The 17,736-nt window shown below is 47.3% G+C and carries 12 protein-coding genes; 10 read left to right on the forward strand and 2 right to left on the reverse strand.

The window, feature by feature from the left end; all coding sequences use genetic code 11:
• The first annotated feature begins 459 nt into the window (after window positions 1-459).
• The 10 genes from FC652_RS14795 (at window position 460) to FC652_RS14840 (ending at window position 14,934) form a co-directional block, all read left to right on the forward strand.
• Window positions 460-2,133, forward strand: coding sequence for an ABC transporter substrate-binding protein (locus tag FC652_RS14795; RefSeq protein WP_176299206.1), 1,674 nt, complete (start codon window positions 460-462; stop codon window positions 2,131-2,133).
• Between the two features lie 168 nt (window positions 2,134-2,301).
• Window positions 2,302-3,288, forward strand: coding sequence for an ABC transporter permease (locus FC652_RS14800; protein WP_176299207.1), 987 nt, complete (start codon window positions 2,302-2,304; stop codon window positions 3,286-3,288).
• A 2-nt stretch (window positions 3,289-3,290) separates the two neighbouring features.
• Window positions 3,291-4,316, forward strand: coding sequence for an ABC transporter permease (locus tag FC652_RS14805; RefSeq protein ID WP_176299208.1), 1,026 nt, complete (start codon window positions 3,291-3,293; stop codon window positions 4,314-4,316).
• A gap of 2 nt (window positions 4,317-4,318) precedes the next feature.
• Window positions 4,319-5,302: an ABC transporter ATP-binding protein gene (locus FC652_RS14810; RefSeq protein WP_176299209.1), complete on the forward strand. Its 984-nt coding sequence runs from the start codon at window positions 4,319-4,321 to the stop codon at window positions 5,300-5,302.
• 37 nt (window positions 5,303-5,339) lie between these two features.
• Entirely contained in the window at window positions 5,340-6,335 is a 996-nt protein-coding gene (locus FC652_RS14815) for an ABC transporter ATP-binding protein (protein WP_176299210.1), read from the forward strand.
• 75 nt (window positions 6,336-6,410) lie between these two features.
• On the forward strand, window positions 6,411-8,132 hold the full coding sequence (locus FC652_RS14820) for a glycoside hydrolase family 9 protein (protein WP_176299211.1): 1,722 nt from the start codon (window positions 6,411-6,413) through the stop codon (window positions 8,130-8,132).
• Window position 8,133: 1 nt separating this feature from the next.
• The gene (locus FC652_RS14825; RefSeq protein ID WP_176299212.1) at window positions 8,134-9,024 is read left to right on the forward strand and encodes an N-acetylglucosamine kinase; all 891 of its coding nucleotides are present in this window, start codon (window positions 8,134-8,136) and stop codon (window positions 9,022-9,024) included.
• Window positions 9,025-9,033: 9 nt separating this feature from the next.
• On the forward strand, window positions 9,034-10,953 hold the full coding sequence (locus FC652_RS14830; RefSeq protein ID WP_176299213.1) for a beta-N-acetylhexosaminidase: 1,920 nt from the start codon (window positions 9,034-9,036) through the stop codon (window positions 10,951-10,953).
• Between the two features lie 92 nt (window positions 10,954-11,045).
• Window positions 11,046-13,451 (forward strand): N,N'-diacetylchitobiose phosphorylase, encoded by a 2,406-nt coding sequence (locus tag FC652_RS14835; protein WP_176299214.1) that lies wholly within the window; start codon window positions 11,046-11,048, stop codon window positions 13,449-13,451.
• A gap of 70 nt (window positions 13,452-13,521) precedes the next feature.
• Entirely contained in the window at window positions 13,522-14,934 is a 1,413-nt protein-coding gene (locus FC652_RS14840) for a phosphoglucomutase/phosphomannomutase family protein (protein ID WP_176299215.1), read from the forward strand.
• A 67-nt stretch (window positions 14,935-15,001) separates the two neighbouring features.
• On the opposite strand, the gene FC652_RS14845 is transcribed toward FC652_RS14840, so the two are convergent.
• Complete coding sequence (locus tag FC652_RS14845; protein WP_176299216.1) at window positions 15,002-16,030, reverse strand: ABC transporter ATP-binding protein; 1,029 nt, start codon at window positions 16,028-16,030, stop codon at window positions 15,002-15,004.
• A complete protein-coding gene (locus FC652_RS14850; protein ID WP_176299217.1) occupies window positions 16,030-17,655 on the reverse strand; it encodes an iron ABC transporter permease in 1,626 nt (541 codons plus the stop codon). The genes FC652_RS14845 and FC652_RS14850 overlap by 1 nt, the downstream gene beginning before the upstream one ends.
• Window positions 17,656-17,736: the final 81 nt, after the last annotated feature.

Below are 17,736 nucleotides of genomic sequence, written 5' to 3' on the forward strand. Positions count from 1 at the left end.
AAGTAAATTGTGGACTTTTGAACCATATTGCGAGATCTATCACAACAGAACGGCAGATTAAATTTCGGCTAAAAAATTAACGTAAATCTGACATGTGAGCGGGATCCTGATTTATCAAAAATGCGATGGTAACCTTAATATCATTAACGCAAGGAGTTAGTAACCACTAACACTAACTCAGCAAAAACACCCAGTATGCGACACACATCAATGTCCATTTTTTGCTCAAAAAACCAACTCAGATAAAAAAAATGCCGTTTATAACGGAGTTTTAAGTAGTTTTAACGTTTTTAACGAGAATGCCATTTGATTATTTTCTCGCTAACGTGTTTTCTTAGCCTTGCCTAAGGCCTACAGGCCACTTTGGTAACGAGTATCAGAGGTAGGTCTTGGAGAGTGTTTATCAATTGATGACATTCCAAACATTGTGAAATGAAAGCAAAATAGTAAGGAACAGCTATGCTTGCCAATATTAAAAAAACAGCTCTAGCTACTGCAGTAATCGCTGCAGCTGCGACCAGCATTTCAGCACCAGCAGCAGCTCGCAGTGAGTTGACTGTAGTACCAAACTTTTACCCTACATTCGTCAAAAACTTTAACCCGTACTTGGCGACAAACCTTGCAACAACAACAGACTTCATTTACGAGCCACTTGTTGTTTTCAATGAGATGCACGGTAACACACCAGTAATGCGTCTTGCTGAAGACTTCCGCATGTCTGACGACCTAATGAGCGTAACTTTTGACATCCGTAAAGGTGTTAAATGGTCTGACGGTCAAGCGTTTACAGCGGATGACGTTGTTTTCACTTACTCAATGCTTAAGAACAAGCCTGAGCTTGATCAACGTGGTATCAACAAGTGGGTAACAAGCGTTGAGAAACTGAATGACTACCAAGTTCGTTTCCGTCTAGCTGAAGCTAACTCAAACGTACCATACGAGATCTCAGTTGTTCCTATCGTTGCTGAGCACGTATGGAAAGATGTGAAAGATCCAGCGTCTTTCACTAACGAAAATCCTGTAGGTACTGGTCCATTTACAGTTATCGACACCTTCACTCCTCAGCTATACATTCAGTGTCGTAACCCGAACTACTGGGATGCTGCGAACCTAGAAGTAGACTGTCTACGTGTACCTCAGATCGCAAACAACGACCAACTTTTGGGTAAAATCGTTAACTCTGAACTAGATTGGACTTCTTCGTTCATTCCAGACATCGACCGTACTTACGCAGCAGCAAGTCCTAACCACCACTACTGGTACCCAGCAGCTGGTACTCAAGCGTTTGTTGTGAACTTTAAGAACCCAGATGCAGCGAAAAATGAAGCGTTGACTAACGTTGACTTCCGTCGTGCATTCTCAATGGCTCTTGACCGTCAAACTATCATCGACATCGCATTCTACGGTGGCGGTACAGTAAATGACTTCGCATCTGGCCTTGGCTATGCATTCGAAGCGTGGTCTGACGAAAAGACTCACAACAAGTACAAAGGCTACAACACTTACAACGTTGAAGGCGCGAAGAAACTTCTAGCGAAAGCTGGCTTTAAAGATGTGAACAAAGACGGTTTCGTTGACACCCCATCTGGTAAGTCATTTGAGCTACTCATCCAATCTCCAAACGGTTGGACTGACTTCAACAACACAGTTCAACTAGCAGTTGAGCAGCTTGCTGAAGTAGGCATCAAAGCTCGTGCGCGTACTCCTGAGTTCGCAGTGTACAACCAAGCAATGCTTGAAGGCACTTACGACGTTGCGTACACCAACTACTTCCACGGTGCGGATCCACACCTATACTGGAACAGTGCATACAACTCAGCACTGCAGGAAGGTGACGGTATGCCACGTTTTGCAATGCACTTCTACAAAAATGAAAAACTGGACAACCTACTTGACAGCTTCTACAAGACTGCTGACAAGAAAGAGCAGCTAGCTATCGCTCACGGTATCCAGCAAATCATCGCTGCGGATCAAGTGACTATCCCTGTCATGTCTGGTGCTTACATGTACCAATACAACACCACTCGCTTCACTGGTTGGTGGACAGAAGAAAATCCGAAGGGCCGTCCAAACATTTGGGCTGGCATCCCAGAGCGTCTACTACACGTACTGGACCTAAAACCAGTTAAATAAGTAGAAGTTCATCTCCCGCGGCGCGCATCCCGTGCGCCGCTATAAAATCCCTCTCAGACCTAGTTTGTTTATGGCGCCAGTCGTCAGGGGATTTTTCGCTCTGAATTTGGTCACGAGCGACCTGAAACCAGAAACAGGGAAAAAGTCTGGGTGAGTAAGGTGTGAGTTATGGGTTATTTTTTAAGACGTTTGTCGTTCTATATGATTGCGCTGCTAGTCGCGGCAACATTAAACTTTATTATTCCTCGAGCAATGCCTGGTGACCCTGTTACCATGATGTTCGCTAATGCAACCACGCAAGTGACACCTGAGCGTATTGAGGCGATGAAGAAGCTACTTGGCTTCGTGGATGGTCCTCTCTATATTCAGTATTTCACTTATATCAAGAGTATTCTTAGCTGGGAACTTGGTACTTCTATCAAATTCTACCCACTGAGTGTGAATGACCTACTAGGCAGCGCATTTGGTTGGTCTCTATTCCTAGCAGGAACTGCGGTAATTCTTTCATTCTCAATAGGCTCTATTCTCGGTATTTTCGCAGCATGGCGTCGTGGTAGTAAGTACGATGCATTCATCACTCCAGGTATGTTGATTATTCAAGCTGTACCTCAGGTGGTTATCGCAATGCTCGCGCTATTTATCTTTGCAATCGGCCTTGGTTGGTTCCCGACAGGCTATGCATACACGCCAGGAACTCTGCCAGATTGGACTAGCTGGGACTACTATAAAGACGTCGCTTACCACGCCATACTACCTCTTTTCTGTGCTTCTATCGTTCAGATCGGTGGCTTCTTGGTCAACATGCGTAACAACATGATCAACCTGCTAGCAGAAGACTACATCACGATGGCAAAAGGTAAAGGCTTGAGCGAAAACCGCGTGGTGTTTAACTACGCTGCGCGTAACGCACTATTACCTAGTGTAACAGCCCTATCCATGTCACTCGGTATGGCCATCGGTGGTCAACTGATTGTTGAAATCATCTTCAACTACCCTGGTTTGGGTAAAGTCCTGCTTGATGCAATCAACGCACGTGACTACCAAGTACTACAAGGCCAATTGTTAATCATGACTCTGTTTATGCTGTCATTTAACCTAATTGCCGACATGCTGTATGTCGTACTCGATCCTCGCCTACGCAAGGGAGGCAAATAATCATGAACAATTTATTTAAGCTGATTCTTGGCAACGCTATCGCACGTGTAGGTCTGGTCATCGTTAGCCTATTCATTTTTATGGCTGTGGCTGCGCCACTGATCACCAAACATGCACCAGATAAGCGCACGGGTAATCCTCATGAATATCCTAGCTTCGTAGTAAAAGCAGCGAAAGCAGACCCAAATGGTTGGATTGCGACCAACTTAGCGGATGACCGCCGTACTTTGATGCTTTCCAAGAAAGCGGATCACATATTAGGTACATCACGCATGGGCCGTGACGTGTGGTCACAGCTTGCCTACGGCGCACGAGTTTCACTCGCTGTTGGCTTCGGTGCTGGTATCACCGTGTGTTTCTTAGCAACCGTGATTGGCATCTCAGCAGGCTACTTCGGGGGGCGTGTTGATGACATCCTCACCGCAGCGATGAACATCATGCTGGTTATTCCACAATACCCACTGCTATTTGTTCTCGCAGCCTTCATCGGTGAAGCAGGACCAATGACCATCGCCATTATCATCGGCTGTACCTCCTGGGCTTGGGGTGCGAGGGTTGTGCGCTCACAAACGCTTGCCCTACGCGAAAAAGAGTTCGTGAAAGCTGCTGAAGTGCTAGGTGAATCGTCGTTCCGTATTATCTTTGTTGAAATTTTGCCAAACCTTGTACCTATCGTTGGTGCGAGCTTCATCGGCTCGGTAATGTACGCCATCACTATGGAATCGATCATTTCGTTCCTTGGTCTGGGCGATCCAAACACCATCAGTTGGGGCATCATGCTCTACAACGTGCAAACCTCATCTTCAATGTTGATTGGGGCGTGGTGGGAACTTATTGCGCCATGTATTGCCTTGACTCTACTGGTTACTGGTCTAGCTCTATTGAACTTTGCCGTAGACGAAATTGCTAACCCACAACTTCGTTCTCACAAAGGAATGAAGCGCTGGATGAAACTTGCTAAGCAAGACAAGAAAGAACGTGAGCCTGAACTGGCACCGCAAAATGCACTTTGGAGCGGAGATAAATAATCATGACCGAACCACTTATTTCAATCCGCAACCTTTGCGTTGACTACATCACAGACGCGGGCGATGTCCGCGCTTGTAACAACGTTAGCTTTGATATTGCACCAGGCGAAGTCTTTGGCCTAGCAGGTGAATCAGGCTGTGGTAAATCAACTGTTGCATTTTCGCTGATGCGCCTACATAAGCCGCCCGCGTTTATCACTGGTGGAGAAGTGATCTTCAATGGTGAGAACATTCTGCAGTACAGCGATGAGCGCATGCAGGCATTCCGCTGGAGCGAAATGTCGATGGTTTTCCAGAGCGCGATGAACGCACTCAACCCAGTACTGACGATGGAAGATCAGTTTTGTGATGTGATTATGCGTCACACCAACATGACACGTGAACAGGCAAAACGCCGTGCAGAAGGTCTACTGGAGATTGTTGATATTCACCCAAGCCGTCTTCATGACTATCCTCACCAGTTCTCTGGTGGCATGCGTCAGCGTCTGGTGATTGCAATCGCACTGGCATTGAATCCAAAAATGATCATTATGGATGAGCCCACAACCGCTCTAGACGTGGTAGTACAGCGCGAAATATTGCAAAAAATCTACGCACTGAAAGAAGAGTTTGGTTTTTCGATCCTGTTCATCACCCATGACTTGTCTCTAATGGTCGAATTCTCAGACCGCATTGGCATCATGTATTCTGGTGAGTTGATTGAAGTCGCTCCCGCTAAACAAATTTTGGAAAGTCCTTACCACCCTTACACCAAAGGTTTGGGTAGCTCTTTCCCTCCGTTAACTGGTCCAAAAACCAAGTTAACTGGCATCCCTGGGAACCCTCTTAACCTACTAGAGGTTCCTCAAGGTTGTCGTTTCCAGGCCCGTTGTGAACGAGTGCATGACACCTGTACCAAAGTCGCTACTAGCTTAAGACAAATCGAGCCAGGCCGTTTCTCGAACTGCCACCTCTATGGCGAAACGATTGCTCAAACCAAGCAGTAACACAACGAAATAAGCAGTAAGAAGACTGGAGACAATTATGAGCAAAGAATATGGCGAGCTGCTGATTGAAGGTAAAAACGTCGTCAAAGACTTTCCCTTAAATAGTAATGCTCTAAAGCAAACCAAGATGCGCGCACTCAACGACGTATCGTTCAAAATGTACAAGGCACGTGGTCTGTCTGTCGTGGGTGAATCGGGTTCAGGTAAATCCACCACAGCAAAAATGATCGCGAAAATGTACGCCCCCAGTGCAGGTGTTATCGAGTACAAGGGACGTGATATTCAGGAGATCACCTCAAGAAAAGATCTCATGAGCTATCGCGAAGGGATCCAGATGGTTTGGCAAGACCCATTCGGTTCACTGAACCCAACACACAATATCTTTCACCACATTGCTCGTCCGCTGTTGATCCATAAGAAGGTCGATCCGAGCAACAAGAAAGAGTTGGAAGAACGTGTGTATGACCTGCTTGAGCAAGTGGGCTTGATTCCACCGAAAGCCACTGCAGAAAAGTTTCCTCATCAGCTTTCTGGTGGTCAGCGTCAGCGTGTCAACTTGGCGCGTAACATTGCCGTCGGCGCAGAAGTGGTGCTTGCCGATGAGCCGACTTCAATGCTGGATGTATCGATTCGCGCTGGCGTCCTTAACTTGATGGAAGAGATGAAATTTGAAAAGCAAATGTCTCTTTTATACATCACGCACGACATCGCGACAGCGCGTTACATCGCTGAAGATCTGGCGGTTATGTATGTCGGACACATGGTGGAATGGGGGGATACTGACGAAATCATCCACGATCCTCAGCACCCATACACTCAGCTGCTTGTTTCTGCAGTGCCGGATCCATCAAAGTCGATTCACACCAAGTTAAAAGGCAACAAAGGTGAGATCCCGTTGTGGACACCTGAATCGGTCGGTTGTCCTTTTGCAGGTCGCTGTGAACACGCAACTGAGAAGTGTCGTGAGAAGCTACCTGAGGTTACTCAGCTATCTGAAAACCACTTTGTACGTTGTTACTTGTTCGAAAACTAAACCACTCTGAGCCAAGGCGTTGCCTTGGCTCAAACTGTTGCTACCCTTGATTTTGCTATTTGTCGGAGATTTTTAATGCTGCTACTCACCAACCACCTAGGCTATGAATTGAATGGACCCAAGCATGCCGTCATTCAAAGTAATAAGTCGCGCTTGTCGTCTTATACTGCCTTATTGGTCTGTGCGAATGGTCATCAGACCGTGGCATCATTAGAAATTGAGAAAGTGGGCAAAGTTGCTAACTGGCATCAAGGCCATTTTTATACCATTAACTTTTCAGACTTTCAGCAAAGCGGTGAGTTCTACATTCGCTTCGATAACCATCGTTCTGCCAATTTTACGGTGGGCGAATCCCTACTCATGCAACGCACTTTTTCTGATGTGTTGCATTACTTTAAGTCGCAACGTTGCGGGGGGATATTTGATCGTCAAGACCACGCAATTCCACTACTAGACAGTGATAAAACCGCTGATGTGCACGGTGGTTGGTACGATGCCTCTGGCGACGTGAGCAAGTATCTGAGCCATCTTTCTTACGCAAACTACCTTAATCCACAACAAACCCCAATGGTGGTTTGGAACATGTTGAAAGGGTTAGAGCTACTGGGCGGCCACTCTACCCTAGCTGCATTTAGCCAAGTACGTCTGAAAGAAGAAGCCCTGCACGGTGCGGACTTCTTAGTTCGCATGCAAGATAGTCAAGGCTTCTTCTATACCACAGTTTTTGACAAGTGGAGTAAGGACATTAAACAACGTGAGATCTGTTCTTATGAAACCCAGAAGGGTCACAAATTGGCGGATTACCAAGCAGGCTTTCGTCAAGGCGGCGGTGTCAGCATCGCAGCCCTAGCCGCCGCCTCGCGTCTCGATGTGCACGGTGAATTTGACCAACAGAAATACCTCAATGCAGCAGAGAATGGTTACTGGCATCTCAAAGAGTACAACTCTCAGTACCTTAACGATGGACAAGAAAATATCATCGACGAGTATTGCGCTCTGCTTGCGGTTGTTGAACTTTTCCGCGCAACGCAAGAACCACGCTATCTCACAGAAAGCCGCATTTGGGCATCACGCCTCTCTGCTCGACAGCAAAGTGATGAACGGTTCACTCATTATTGGTCAGCCAATCAGGATGGTTCTCGCCCTTATTTCCACGCCGCCGAAGCCGGACTTCCGGTGATTGCCCTGTGTGAATATCTGGCGATCGAACACGACTATTCTGAACATGAAAAAATTACGCAGATCGTTCGCCAAGCATGTCAGTTTGAGTTGAGTATCACCCACAAAGTCAACAATCCGTTCAGCTACCCAAGACAGTACGTTAAAGGAGTTAACGAGAAGAAACGCGATGCGTTTTTTGTCGCACAGAACAATGAATCGGGCTATTGGTGGCAAGGTGAGAATGCTCGTTTAGCCTCTATCGCCACCATGGGCTACTTAGTCCAACCTCACCTTGATGATGAGACACTAAAAGCGGATATGGCAGAACTTGCTCAACGAGCATTGGACTGGATTTTAGGCCTTAACCCCTATGACATGTGCATGCTTGATGGTCACGGTAGAAACAATCCTGATTACCTCCCGCACCTTGGTTTCTATAACGCTAAGGGCGGCGTCTGTAACGGAATTACTTCTGGTTTTGATGATGAAAATGACATTGCTTTCAATCCAGAGAAACAAAAAGACGATTTACTACAAAACTGGCGCTGGGGAGAGCAGTGGATTCCACACGGTGCATGGTATCTCCTAGCAGTAATGAGCCAGACAAAACACCATTCAGCTGGGCTAGGAAACTAATATGACTAATTTTTATGTGGGGATAGATGGTGGCGGCACCTCATGCCGCGCTCGAATTCGCGATGCAGAAGGAAATTTTGTGGGCGAAGCGAAAAGTGGCAGTGCCAACATTATGCTGGGCGCTTCTGTGGCGATGGAATCGATTCTCTCCGCTATTCAGGAAGCAGCAGCACAAGGCGGCTTATCAGCACAAGATTTTTCTCGCATGCATGTTGGATTGGCATTGGCGGGGGCAGAACATAAAGCCTCTTGGCAGAGTTTTATGCAGCAATCGCATCCCTTTGCCAGCATGACTCTCAACACCGATGCCTATGGCGCCTGTATTGGCGCACATAATGGCCAAGACGGCGCCATCATGATTGCAGGTACGGGCTCTTGTGGCATCTATTTACAAGGCACTACTCAACATGTGGTGGGTGGTCGTGAATTTCCAATTTCCGATCAGGGTGGTGGTGCAGTCATGGGCCTTCGTCTTATTCAACAAGTACTCCTAGCTCAAGACGGCATTCGCGAAAACACACCGTTATGTGAGCATGTTATGACGCATTTCAATCAAGATATTGATGCGATTGTCGAATGGTCTAAGAGCGCGCTGCCAAGAGACTACGGGCAGTTTTCGCCTGCCATTTTCCAATTTGCTGAGCAAAACGATCCGCTGGCGGTTGAAATGTTGAAGCAAACCGCACAAGACATTGAAATGTTTTTGATCGCCTTAAACAAGCGTGGCGCAAATCGTATTTGTCTCATGGGCAGTATTGCCGAACGCATTGTTAAATGGCTATCTCCCCCGGTTCAGAAATGGGTTGTTGAAGCACAATTCGATGCCATCGAAGGTGCGATTATGTTTGCAGGCAAAAGCGAACACAATCTTTATACAGTGGCAACAAATTAGGAATCACTTATGGAATATCGTATCGACCTTGTTGTCCTTTCAGAGCAGAAACAAAACTGCCGTTTTGGTATGACGTTGCACAATCTCAGCGATCAAGACCTACCAAACTGGTCATTGACCTTTGCCTTCAACCGATTTATTCAACCTGGCAGTATTTCTCATGGTCATTTGACGCAAATCGGTAGCTTCTGCCAACTCAAGCCAGATTCAATGGTGCTGCCGGCCAACCACCATTTTTATTGTGAGTTCACCGTATTAACCAACCCGTTCCGTTTTTATTCCGATGGCCTTAACGCGGCTTTTGTTGAGTTCTACCAAAACGGCAGCTTGGTTAGGTCAAACGTTGATGTCACGCCTATCGTTCTCGCCTCTCCCTATAAAGAGCGTGTAAGCGTGCCACAAACGTTAGCCAGCGGTTACGCCTTGTTACCTAAAGTTAATGCACTGAAAGTTGATTCAGGGCACTTTACTCTGAACGCATCAACTTCTATTGCTTGCACTTCTGCACTCGCGGATTCTGCGGTTACTTGGTTGACTGAAGAGCTGACTCGTATCCATCAGTTCGATCTAACCACCGACCAACGGGCAGGCATTGTTTTCCGCAGCAACCCAACGTTGGATGAAGGGGCATATCATCTGAATGTCACTCCCAGTGAGATCAAAGTCGAAGCGGGCTCATCTGCAGGATTTGTTCACGCGGCTGCGAGCTTGATCCAGCTCTTGGATTACAATCAGGACGACGGCCAAGCACAAATCGCTTGTTGCTCTATTTCTGATAGTCCTCGTTTTCGCTATCGCGGCATGATGCTCGATTGTTCACGTCATTTTCACTCCGTAGAACAAGTGAAACGTCTAATTAATCTTCTTGCACATTACAAGTTCAATACGTTCCATTGGCATTTAACCGATGATGAAGGCTGGCGCATTGAAATCAAAGCCTTCCCTGAGCTAACAGAAGTTGGCGCTTGGCGCGGGGTCGATGAGGCGATTGAGCCACAATACACCCACATATCTCAGCGTTATGGCGGTTTTTATAGCCAAGAAGAGATCAAAGAAGTGGTTGCGTACGCAGCGCAACGCAGTATCACTGTGATCCCAGAAATCGATGTACCTGGTCATTGCCGTGCAGCCATCAAGTCACTGCCACATATGTTGGTCGAAGCTGAAGACACAACTGAATATCGCAGTATTCAAAACTACTCTGATAACGTCCTAAACCCAGGTTTAGCGACCACATACGAGTTCATTGAACGCGTATTGGAGGAGATCGCTCAACTGTTCCCAGCACCTTACGTCCATATTGGTGCCGACGAAGTACCACATGGCGTTTGGTCAAACAGCCCAAGCTGCCAAGCATTGATGGCAAAACATGGTTATCAGGATTACAAAGAGCTACAAGGTCACCTACTGCGTCACGCAGAGCAGAAGCTTCGTAGCCTTGGTAAACGCATGCTGGGTTGGGAAGAAGCACAACACGGTGACAAAGTGAGTAAAGACACCGTGATTTACTCGTGGTTAAGTGAAGACGCTGCGGTGAACTGCGCTCGTCAAGGCTTTGATGTTGTGCTCCAGCCAGCACAAACCACTTATCTCGACATGACACAAGATTACGCACCAGAAGAGCCGGGGGTAGATTGGGCCAATCCACTGCCACTCGAAAAAGCCTACAACTACGAGCCGCTTGCCAATATTCCGGCTGACGACCCGATTCATAAACGAATTTGGGGAATCCAAACGGCTCTCTGGTGCGAAATCGTCAATAACCCCGCGCGAATGGACTACATGATCTTCCCTCGCGTGATTGCTCTCGCAGAAGCGTGTTGGACTCATAAGGAACATCGCGACTGGGGAGACTTTTTATCTAGGTTGAAAGGTCATTTGCCCTTACTTGATAAGCAAGGCGTGAAATACCGTCATCCATGGAAATGAACAACCGAATGAAAGCGTTGCTTTCACCAGTTTTCACTAGCTTTAGTTTTTTGACTGCCATATAAGCGCAGTTTGTTAAAAAGGAAATGACAATGAAATACGGCTATTTCGATAATGACAATCGTGAATACGTCATCACTCGTCCGGATGTTCCGGCACCTTGGACTAACTACCTCGGCACAGAGAAATTCTGTACGGTTATTTCACACAACGCAGGGGGATACTCTTTCTATCACTCTCCTGAGTACAACCGTGTGACCAAGTTCCGTCCAAACTTTACTCAAGATCGTCCAGGGCACTATGTGTACCTACGTGATGATGCAACGGGTGATTACTGGTCAATTTCATGGCAACCAGTGGCGAAAAGCCTGGAACAAGCTAAGTACGAAGTACGTCATGGCTTGTCTTACTCAAAATTCAAATGTGAATACAATGGCATCGTTGCCAACAAAACCCTGTTCGTACCAAAAGGTGAAGACGCGGAAGTTTGGGACGTTGAAATCGAGAACACCTCTGACGAAGTACGCACCATCAGTGCCTTCAACTACGTTGAGTTTTCTTTCAGCCACATTAAATCGGACAACCAAAACCATCAGATGTCGTTGTACTCTGCAGGTACCGAATACAAAGACGGCGTGATTGAATACGATCTTTACTACAACACGGACGACTTCCTAGGTTTCTACTACCTAACCGCCACATTTGATGCTGACAGCTACGACGGCCAACGCGATGTCTTCCTAGGTATGTACCGTGACGAAGCAAATCCAATCGCTGTGGCACAAGGTAAGTGTTCTAACACTGCACAAACCTGTTACAACCACTGTGGCGCTTTGCACAAACAATTCGTTCTACAACCTGGCGAAAAAGTACGCTTTGCAGTAATCCTAGGTGTTGGTAAAGGGAACGGCGCGAAACTGCGCGAGAAGTACCAAGATCTTGCCAAAGTCGATCAAGCCTTTGCTGGCATTAAAGCACACTGGGATGAGCGTTGTGAGAAGTTCCAAGTGAAATCACCGAACGCAGGTTTGGATACCATGATCAACGCATGGACTCTGTACCAAGCTGAAACGTGTGTGGTGTGGTCTCGCTTTGCCTCTTTCATTGAAGTTGGCGGCCGCACTGGCTTGGGTTACCGTGATACTGCACAAGATGCAATTTCGGTCCCTCACACCAACCCAGCGATGACGCGTAAGCGTTTGGTTGATCTGCTTCGCGGCCAAGTGAAAGCCGGATACGGTTTGCACCTATTTGATCCAGATTGGTTCGATCCAGCAAAAGCCGATGTGAAACCATCAAAATCACCTACCGTTGTCCCAACGCCATCTGACGATGACAAGATCCACGGTATCAAGGACACCTGTTCAGACGATCACCTATGGATCGTGCCAACCATCTTGAACTATGTGAAAGAGACCGGCGATATCAACTTCATCGATGAAGTCATCCCGTACGCAGATGGCGGCAACGCAACGGTGTATGAACACATGATGGCAGCGCTGGATTTCTCCGCAGAATACGTTGGTCAAACGGGTATCTGTAAGGGTCTACGCGCAGACTGGAACGACTGTCTAAACCTAGGTGGTGGTGAGTCTTCCATGGTGTCCTTCCTACACTTCTGGGCACTAGAAGCCTTCCTAGAGCTTTCTCGTTTCCGCAATGATGAAGCGGCGACAGACAAATACCAAGCGATGGCGGACGGTGTTCGTGAAGCGTGTGAAACTCACCTATGGGACGAGAAAGGTGAATGGTACATTCGCGGCCTGACCAAAGATGGCGACAAGATTGGTACCTTTGACCAAGTGGAAGGTAAAGTGCACCTTGAGTCAAACTCACTGGCCGTCCTTTCTGGCGCAGTCAGCCACGAGCGCGGCATCAAGGCGATGGATGCGGTCTACGAGTACCTATTCTCGAAATACGGCCTACACCTAAACGCACCATCATTTGCTACGCCAAACGATGACATCGGTTTCGTGACTCGCGTATACCAAGGCGTAAAAGAGAACGGTGCTATCTTCTCTCATCCAAACCCATGGGCTTGGGTAGCGGAAGCGAAACTAGGCCGTGGTGATCGCGCAATGGAGCTTTACGATTCTCTAAACCCATACAATCAAAACGAAAGTATTGAAACGCGCATTGCAGAACCTTACTCGTATGTTCAGTTCATCATGGGCCGCGATCATCAAGATCATGGCCGCGCTAACCACCCATGGTTAACAGGTACATCGGGTTGGGCTTACTACGCGACCACCAACTTTATTCTCGGTGTTCGTACTGGTTTTGATTCACTTGAAATCGACCCATGTATTCCAACATCATGGCCTGGTTTTGAAGTGACTCGTCAATGGCGTGGCGCGACTTACCAGATCAAAGTGGAAAACCCACAAGGCGTATCGAAAGGCGTGAAATCCATCACCCTTAACGGTCAAGCGATTGAAGGTGCCGTTCCTGCGCAAGCAGAGGGCAGTGTAAACGAAGTCGTGGTGGTGTTGGGCTAAGCCTCAATTCCAACGCTAGCAAATAGATTGGGAAGTGGCCGAAAGGCCGCTTCCTAAGGGAGATCGAAGAATGATCAAATTTGGAACAGGTGGCTGGCGTGCCTTTATTGGTGAAGAGTTCACCAAAGACAACGTTCGCATTGTTGCTCAAGCCGTCGCCAATATCATCAATAACGAACAAGTTGCAGAACGTGGGTTTGTGATTGGCTACGACCGTCGTTTCTTGTCGGATAAAGCTGGTGCTTGGTTTGCTGAAGTCCTTGCCGCTAATGGTATTGTGGTGAGCTTCATCAACAAGTTTGTCCCAACACCTATCGTCATGTTCAAAGCCAAAGAAATGGGCTGCGCTTACTCTGCGTGCATTACCGCCTCACACAACCCGGCCGACTACAATGGAGTCAAGATCTTTATTGAAGGCGGACGTGATGCAGACGAAGTGATCACACAAAAAATCGAAGCACAAATTGCCCACCTGACACTAGATCAAGTGAAAAGCGTCGATTTCGAGCAAGCCGTTGAAGATAAACAGATCGTCATCATCAACCCGATGAACGAGTTTGTGGACTCTATCATCAACTTCATCGACATCGAAGCAATCAAAAAGGCCAATCTACGCGTGCTGATCGACCCGATGTTTGGGGTGGCGAAGAACGCGCTGCAAACGGTATTGATCAATGGGCGCTGTGATGTCGACGTGATCAACGATGGCAAGAACCCAGACTTCGGTGGCTTAATGCCATCCCCAAGCGCTGCGACCCTCTATCGTCTGAAGCACCTTGTGGCGGCACAAGGCTATGACATTGGTATTGGTACCGATGGCGATGCAGACCGTTTGGGCATTATCGATGAAAAAGGCAACTTCATTCATCCGAACGAAGTGTTGATCCTATTGTATTACTACCTACTCAAATACAAAGGCTGGACAGGTTCTGTGGTTCGTAACATCGCCACCACGCACCTGCTGGATAAAATCGCTGCAGACCATGGTGAGAAGTGTTTTGAAGTGCCTGTGGGCTTTAAACACATCAGTTCACAAATGGAAGCCGACGACTCTTTGATCGGTGGTGAGAGTTCTGGCGGCTTAACCATCCGTGGTCATATCAAAGGCAAAGATGGCGTGTTTGCCTCGAGCCTATTAGTTGAAATGATTTCCGTGACGGGCAAAAAGCTTTCTGAGCTATTAGAAGAGATCTACAGCAAGTACGGCTATGCCTACATGGCTGAAGGTGATTGCAAGTTCAAACCAGCGGCTAAACAGTCGTTGTACGACAAAATTTATGTCGAAAAACAATTGCCTGAATTTGGCTTTGAGATTGAAAAAGTCAGTTATGACGATGGAGCGAAAGTGTACTTCAAAAACGGAGGCTGGGTCATTGCTCGCTTCTCCGGTACTGAACCTTTGCTGCGAATTTTTGCTGAGATGCAGGATAAAGAGACTGCCGAACTGGTCGTTAATCAATTTAAAGAGTTTTTAGCCCTTTAAGCATTGTTTTCCGGAACAGTGAGATAACGTACCATTGCCCGACCAATTTAGGTCGGGCTTTTTTCGTTTAAAACGCTAAGATGCCTTGGGTATCAACTTTCACCGAGACCATTTGTCCGATATTGAGCGCCTCTGCCGAACTGGCTAATAACTTATTGCCATTGGCTTCGATCACATAGCGGCAGTGATCACCCATAAATTGCTGCTCCATAATACGGATACTGCTTTCCTCTGCGGCACTGATTTGAATGTGCTGAGGACGCAACAACAACTCACACTGATCATTAATCAAAATCGATTGCTGCGCTGTGGCTTCAACGACGCCCAAATGGGTTTCAAACTCGGATTCCGACAAACGCTTGGCTGGAAGGTAACTGCCGCCGCCAAGGAAATCTGCGACAAACTTGCTCGATGGTTTGTAATAAAGCTCAGAAGCGGTGCCATATTGTTCAATCACACCGTGATTCATCACCGCCATTTTATCGGCAAAAGCAAACGCTTCTTCTCGGCTGTGCGTAACGAAAATTGCTGTTACGCCTTGCTGCTTAAAGATTTTACGAATCTCTGCAATCAGTTCATGGCGTACTTGTGTGTCGATGTTCGAAAAGGGTTCATCGAGCAGAAGCAAATCTGGCTTGTACGCCAACGAACGCGCAATCGCCACTCGTTGCTGTTGGCCACCCGAGAGCTGATGCGGGTAACGATCGGCAAAAGGAGACAAATGAACCAACTCTAGCATTTCTTTGACTTTGCTTTGGCGTGCATCTGTGCTGATGCCACGCAATCCAAACGCCACATTCTCTGCCACAGTCAGGTGAGGAAACAGCGCATAATCTTGGAAAATCATGCCGATATTACGCTGCTCAGGTGGCACCCAATGTTCACCATTATCGATCATCATGCAGTTTAAACTCATCTCTCCGGCTGAGAGAGGCAGCAGCCCTGCGATGGCTTTCAATAAAGTGGTTTTTCCGCAACCACTGGCCCCAAGTAAACAAACAATCTGCCCTTGTTCTACTTCCAGAGAGAGTGACTCAAGCACCGTTTGAGCATCGTATTGACAAGTCAGGTTTTTAATCGATAGTGCGCAACTCATTAGTGACTCTGCTCCAGTGAACGGTTAACGATAACAAGGGGGATCAATCCAACCAACACCAACAACACCGCCGGTAATGCAGCCAGTTCCAAACGCTCGTCGGAGGCATAGTTGTAAACATAGGTGGCCAAGGTTTCAAAGTTGAATGGGCGCAATAGTAGCGCTGCATTCAGCTCTTTCATCGACTCAATAAATACCAACAATCCCGCAATCAGCATGCCGCGTTTGATCAGCGGGAAATGCACACGCCATAACATAGCATTGGCATGGCAGCCCATAGTACGTGATGCCATATCAAGCGAAGGGGAGATTTTGTTCAAGCTACTTTCAATGCTGCCAATCGCCACCGCAGAAAAACGCACCACCATGGCAAAAATAATCGCAAATATAGTTCCTGAAAAAATCAGGCCGGGTCTGCCCCATCCCATGTACTTCGCGACATCATTGACTAAGTGGTCCATAGACAACACCGGCACCATGATACCAATCGCCAATACGGTACCTGGCACTGCATACCCCAAGGACGAGAAGCGAATGCACGCCAAGCTGGTTTTCTGATTGTGTAGACGGTGATTGAAGTTCACCACTAAAGCAATCAATACCGCCACCACTGCCGCTGCAGTTGAGACTTTTAAGCTGTTCATCGCAAAGCGACGGAAGTCGTTGGTCCAACTCTGTTCAAAATAAGTGATCGAGTAATCCACCAACTGCAGCAGCGGGAAAATAAAGGCAATAGACACCAGCCCCCAACACCAAGTCAGTGCAGCCCATTTTTTCCAACCTTTGAGTTGATAACGGAAATCTTCGTGGCTATTGAACTGCGCTTGAAAGAGCTTTTGCTTACGTCGGCTATAACGCTCAGCACTGAGTAATAAGATGACAATCAGTAGCATTAAGGCTGAAATTTTTGCCGCCGCGTTTAAGTTAGAGTAACCGAGCCAAGTGTCGTACACCGCAGTGGTAAGCGTGTTGACCGCAAAATAGCTGACGGTGCCGAAGTCACCAATCGTCTCCATCGCCACCAACGACAACCCCACCGCAATAGAAGGGCGCGCAAGCGGCATAGAAATACGCCAAAAACTCTCCCATGCGCTGCACTTCAGTAAGCGAGCACTTTGCAACAAAGAGACGTTTTGTTCCATAAAGGCAGCGCGACAGAGCAAATAAACATACGGGTAAAGCACGAGCGACAGCACGAAGGTGGCCCCAGCTACCGTTCGAATATCAGGAAACCAATACTCTCCAGGACCCCATCCCGTTATATCGCGCAAGAGAATTTGAACTGGACCTGCGAAATCAAACCAATCAGTAAAAATATAGCCAATAATGTAGCCCGGCATAGCCAGTGGCAGCACTAATGCCCATTGCAACCATTTTTCAGTGGGAAGTTTGCACATGGCCATAAACCACGCACTTGGAATACCCAAAATGAGAGAGACAACTAACACGCCAGTCGTCAAAAGGATGGTATTTAAAATGTACGAAGGCATCACCGTTGACATCAAATGAGCAAACAACTCATCCGTGTGGCCAACAGCAGTATAGAAGATCGCCAAGATCGGCAAAACCAGCAGCAGAGCCAACACTCCACTACTGGTTTTCCATGTGTATTTTTTTTCTTTCATCGCCTAATAACTGCAAGGGCGTATGAAACACAGATGCGTTTGCAAATACATCTCATATCACTTAAATAAATAGGGGTATAG

The sequence above is a fragment of the Vibrio sp. 05-20-BW147 genome (assembly GCF_013369385.1).
Classification (GTDB): Bacteria; Pseudomonadota; Gammaproteobacteria; order Enterobacterales; family Vibrionaceae; genus Vibrio; species Vibrio floridensis.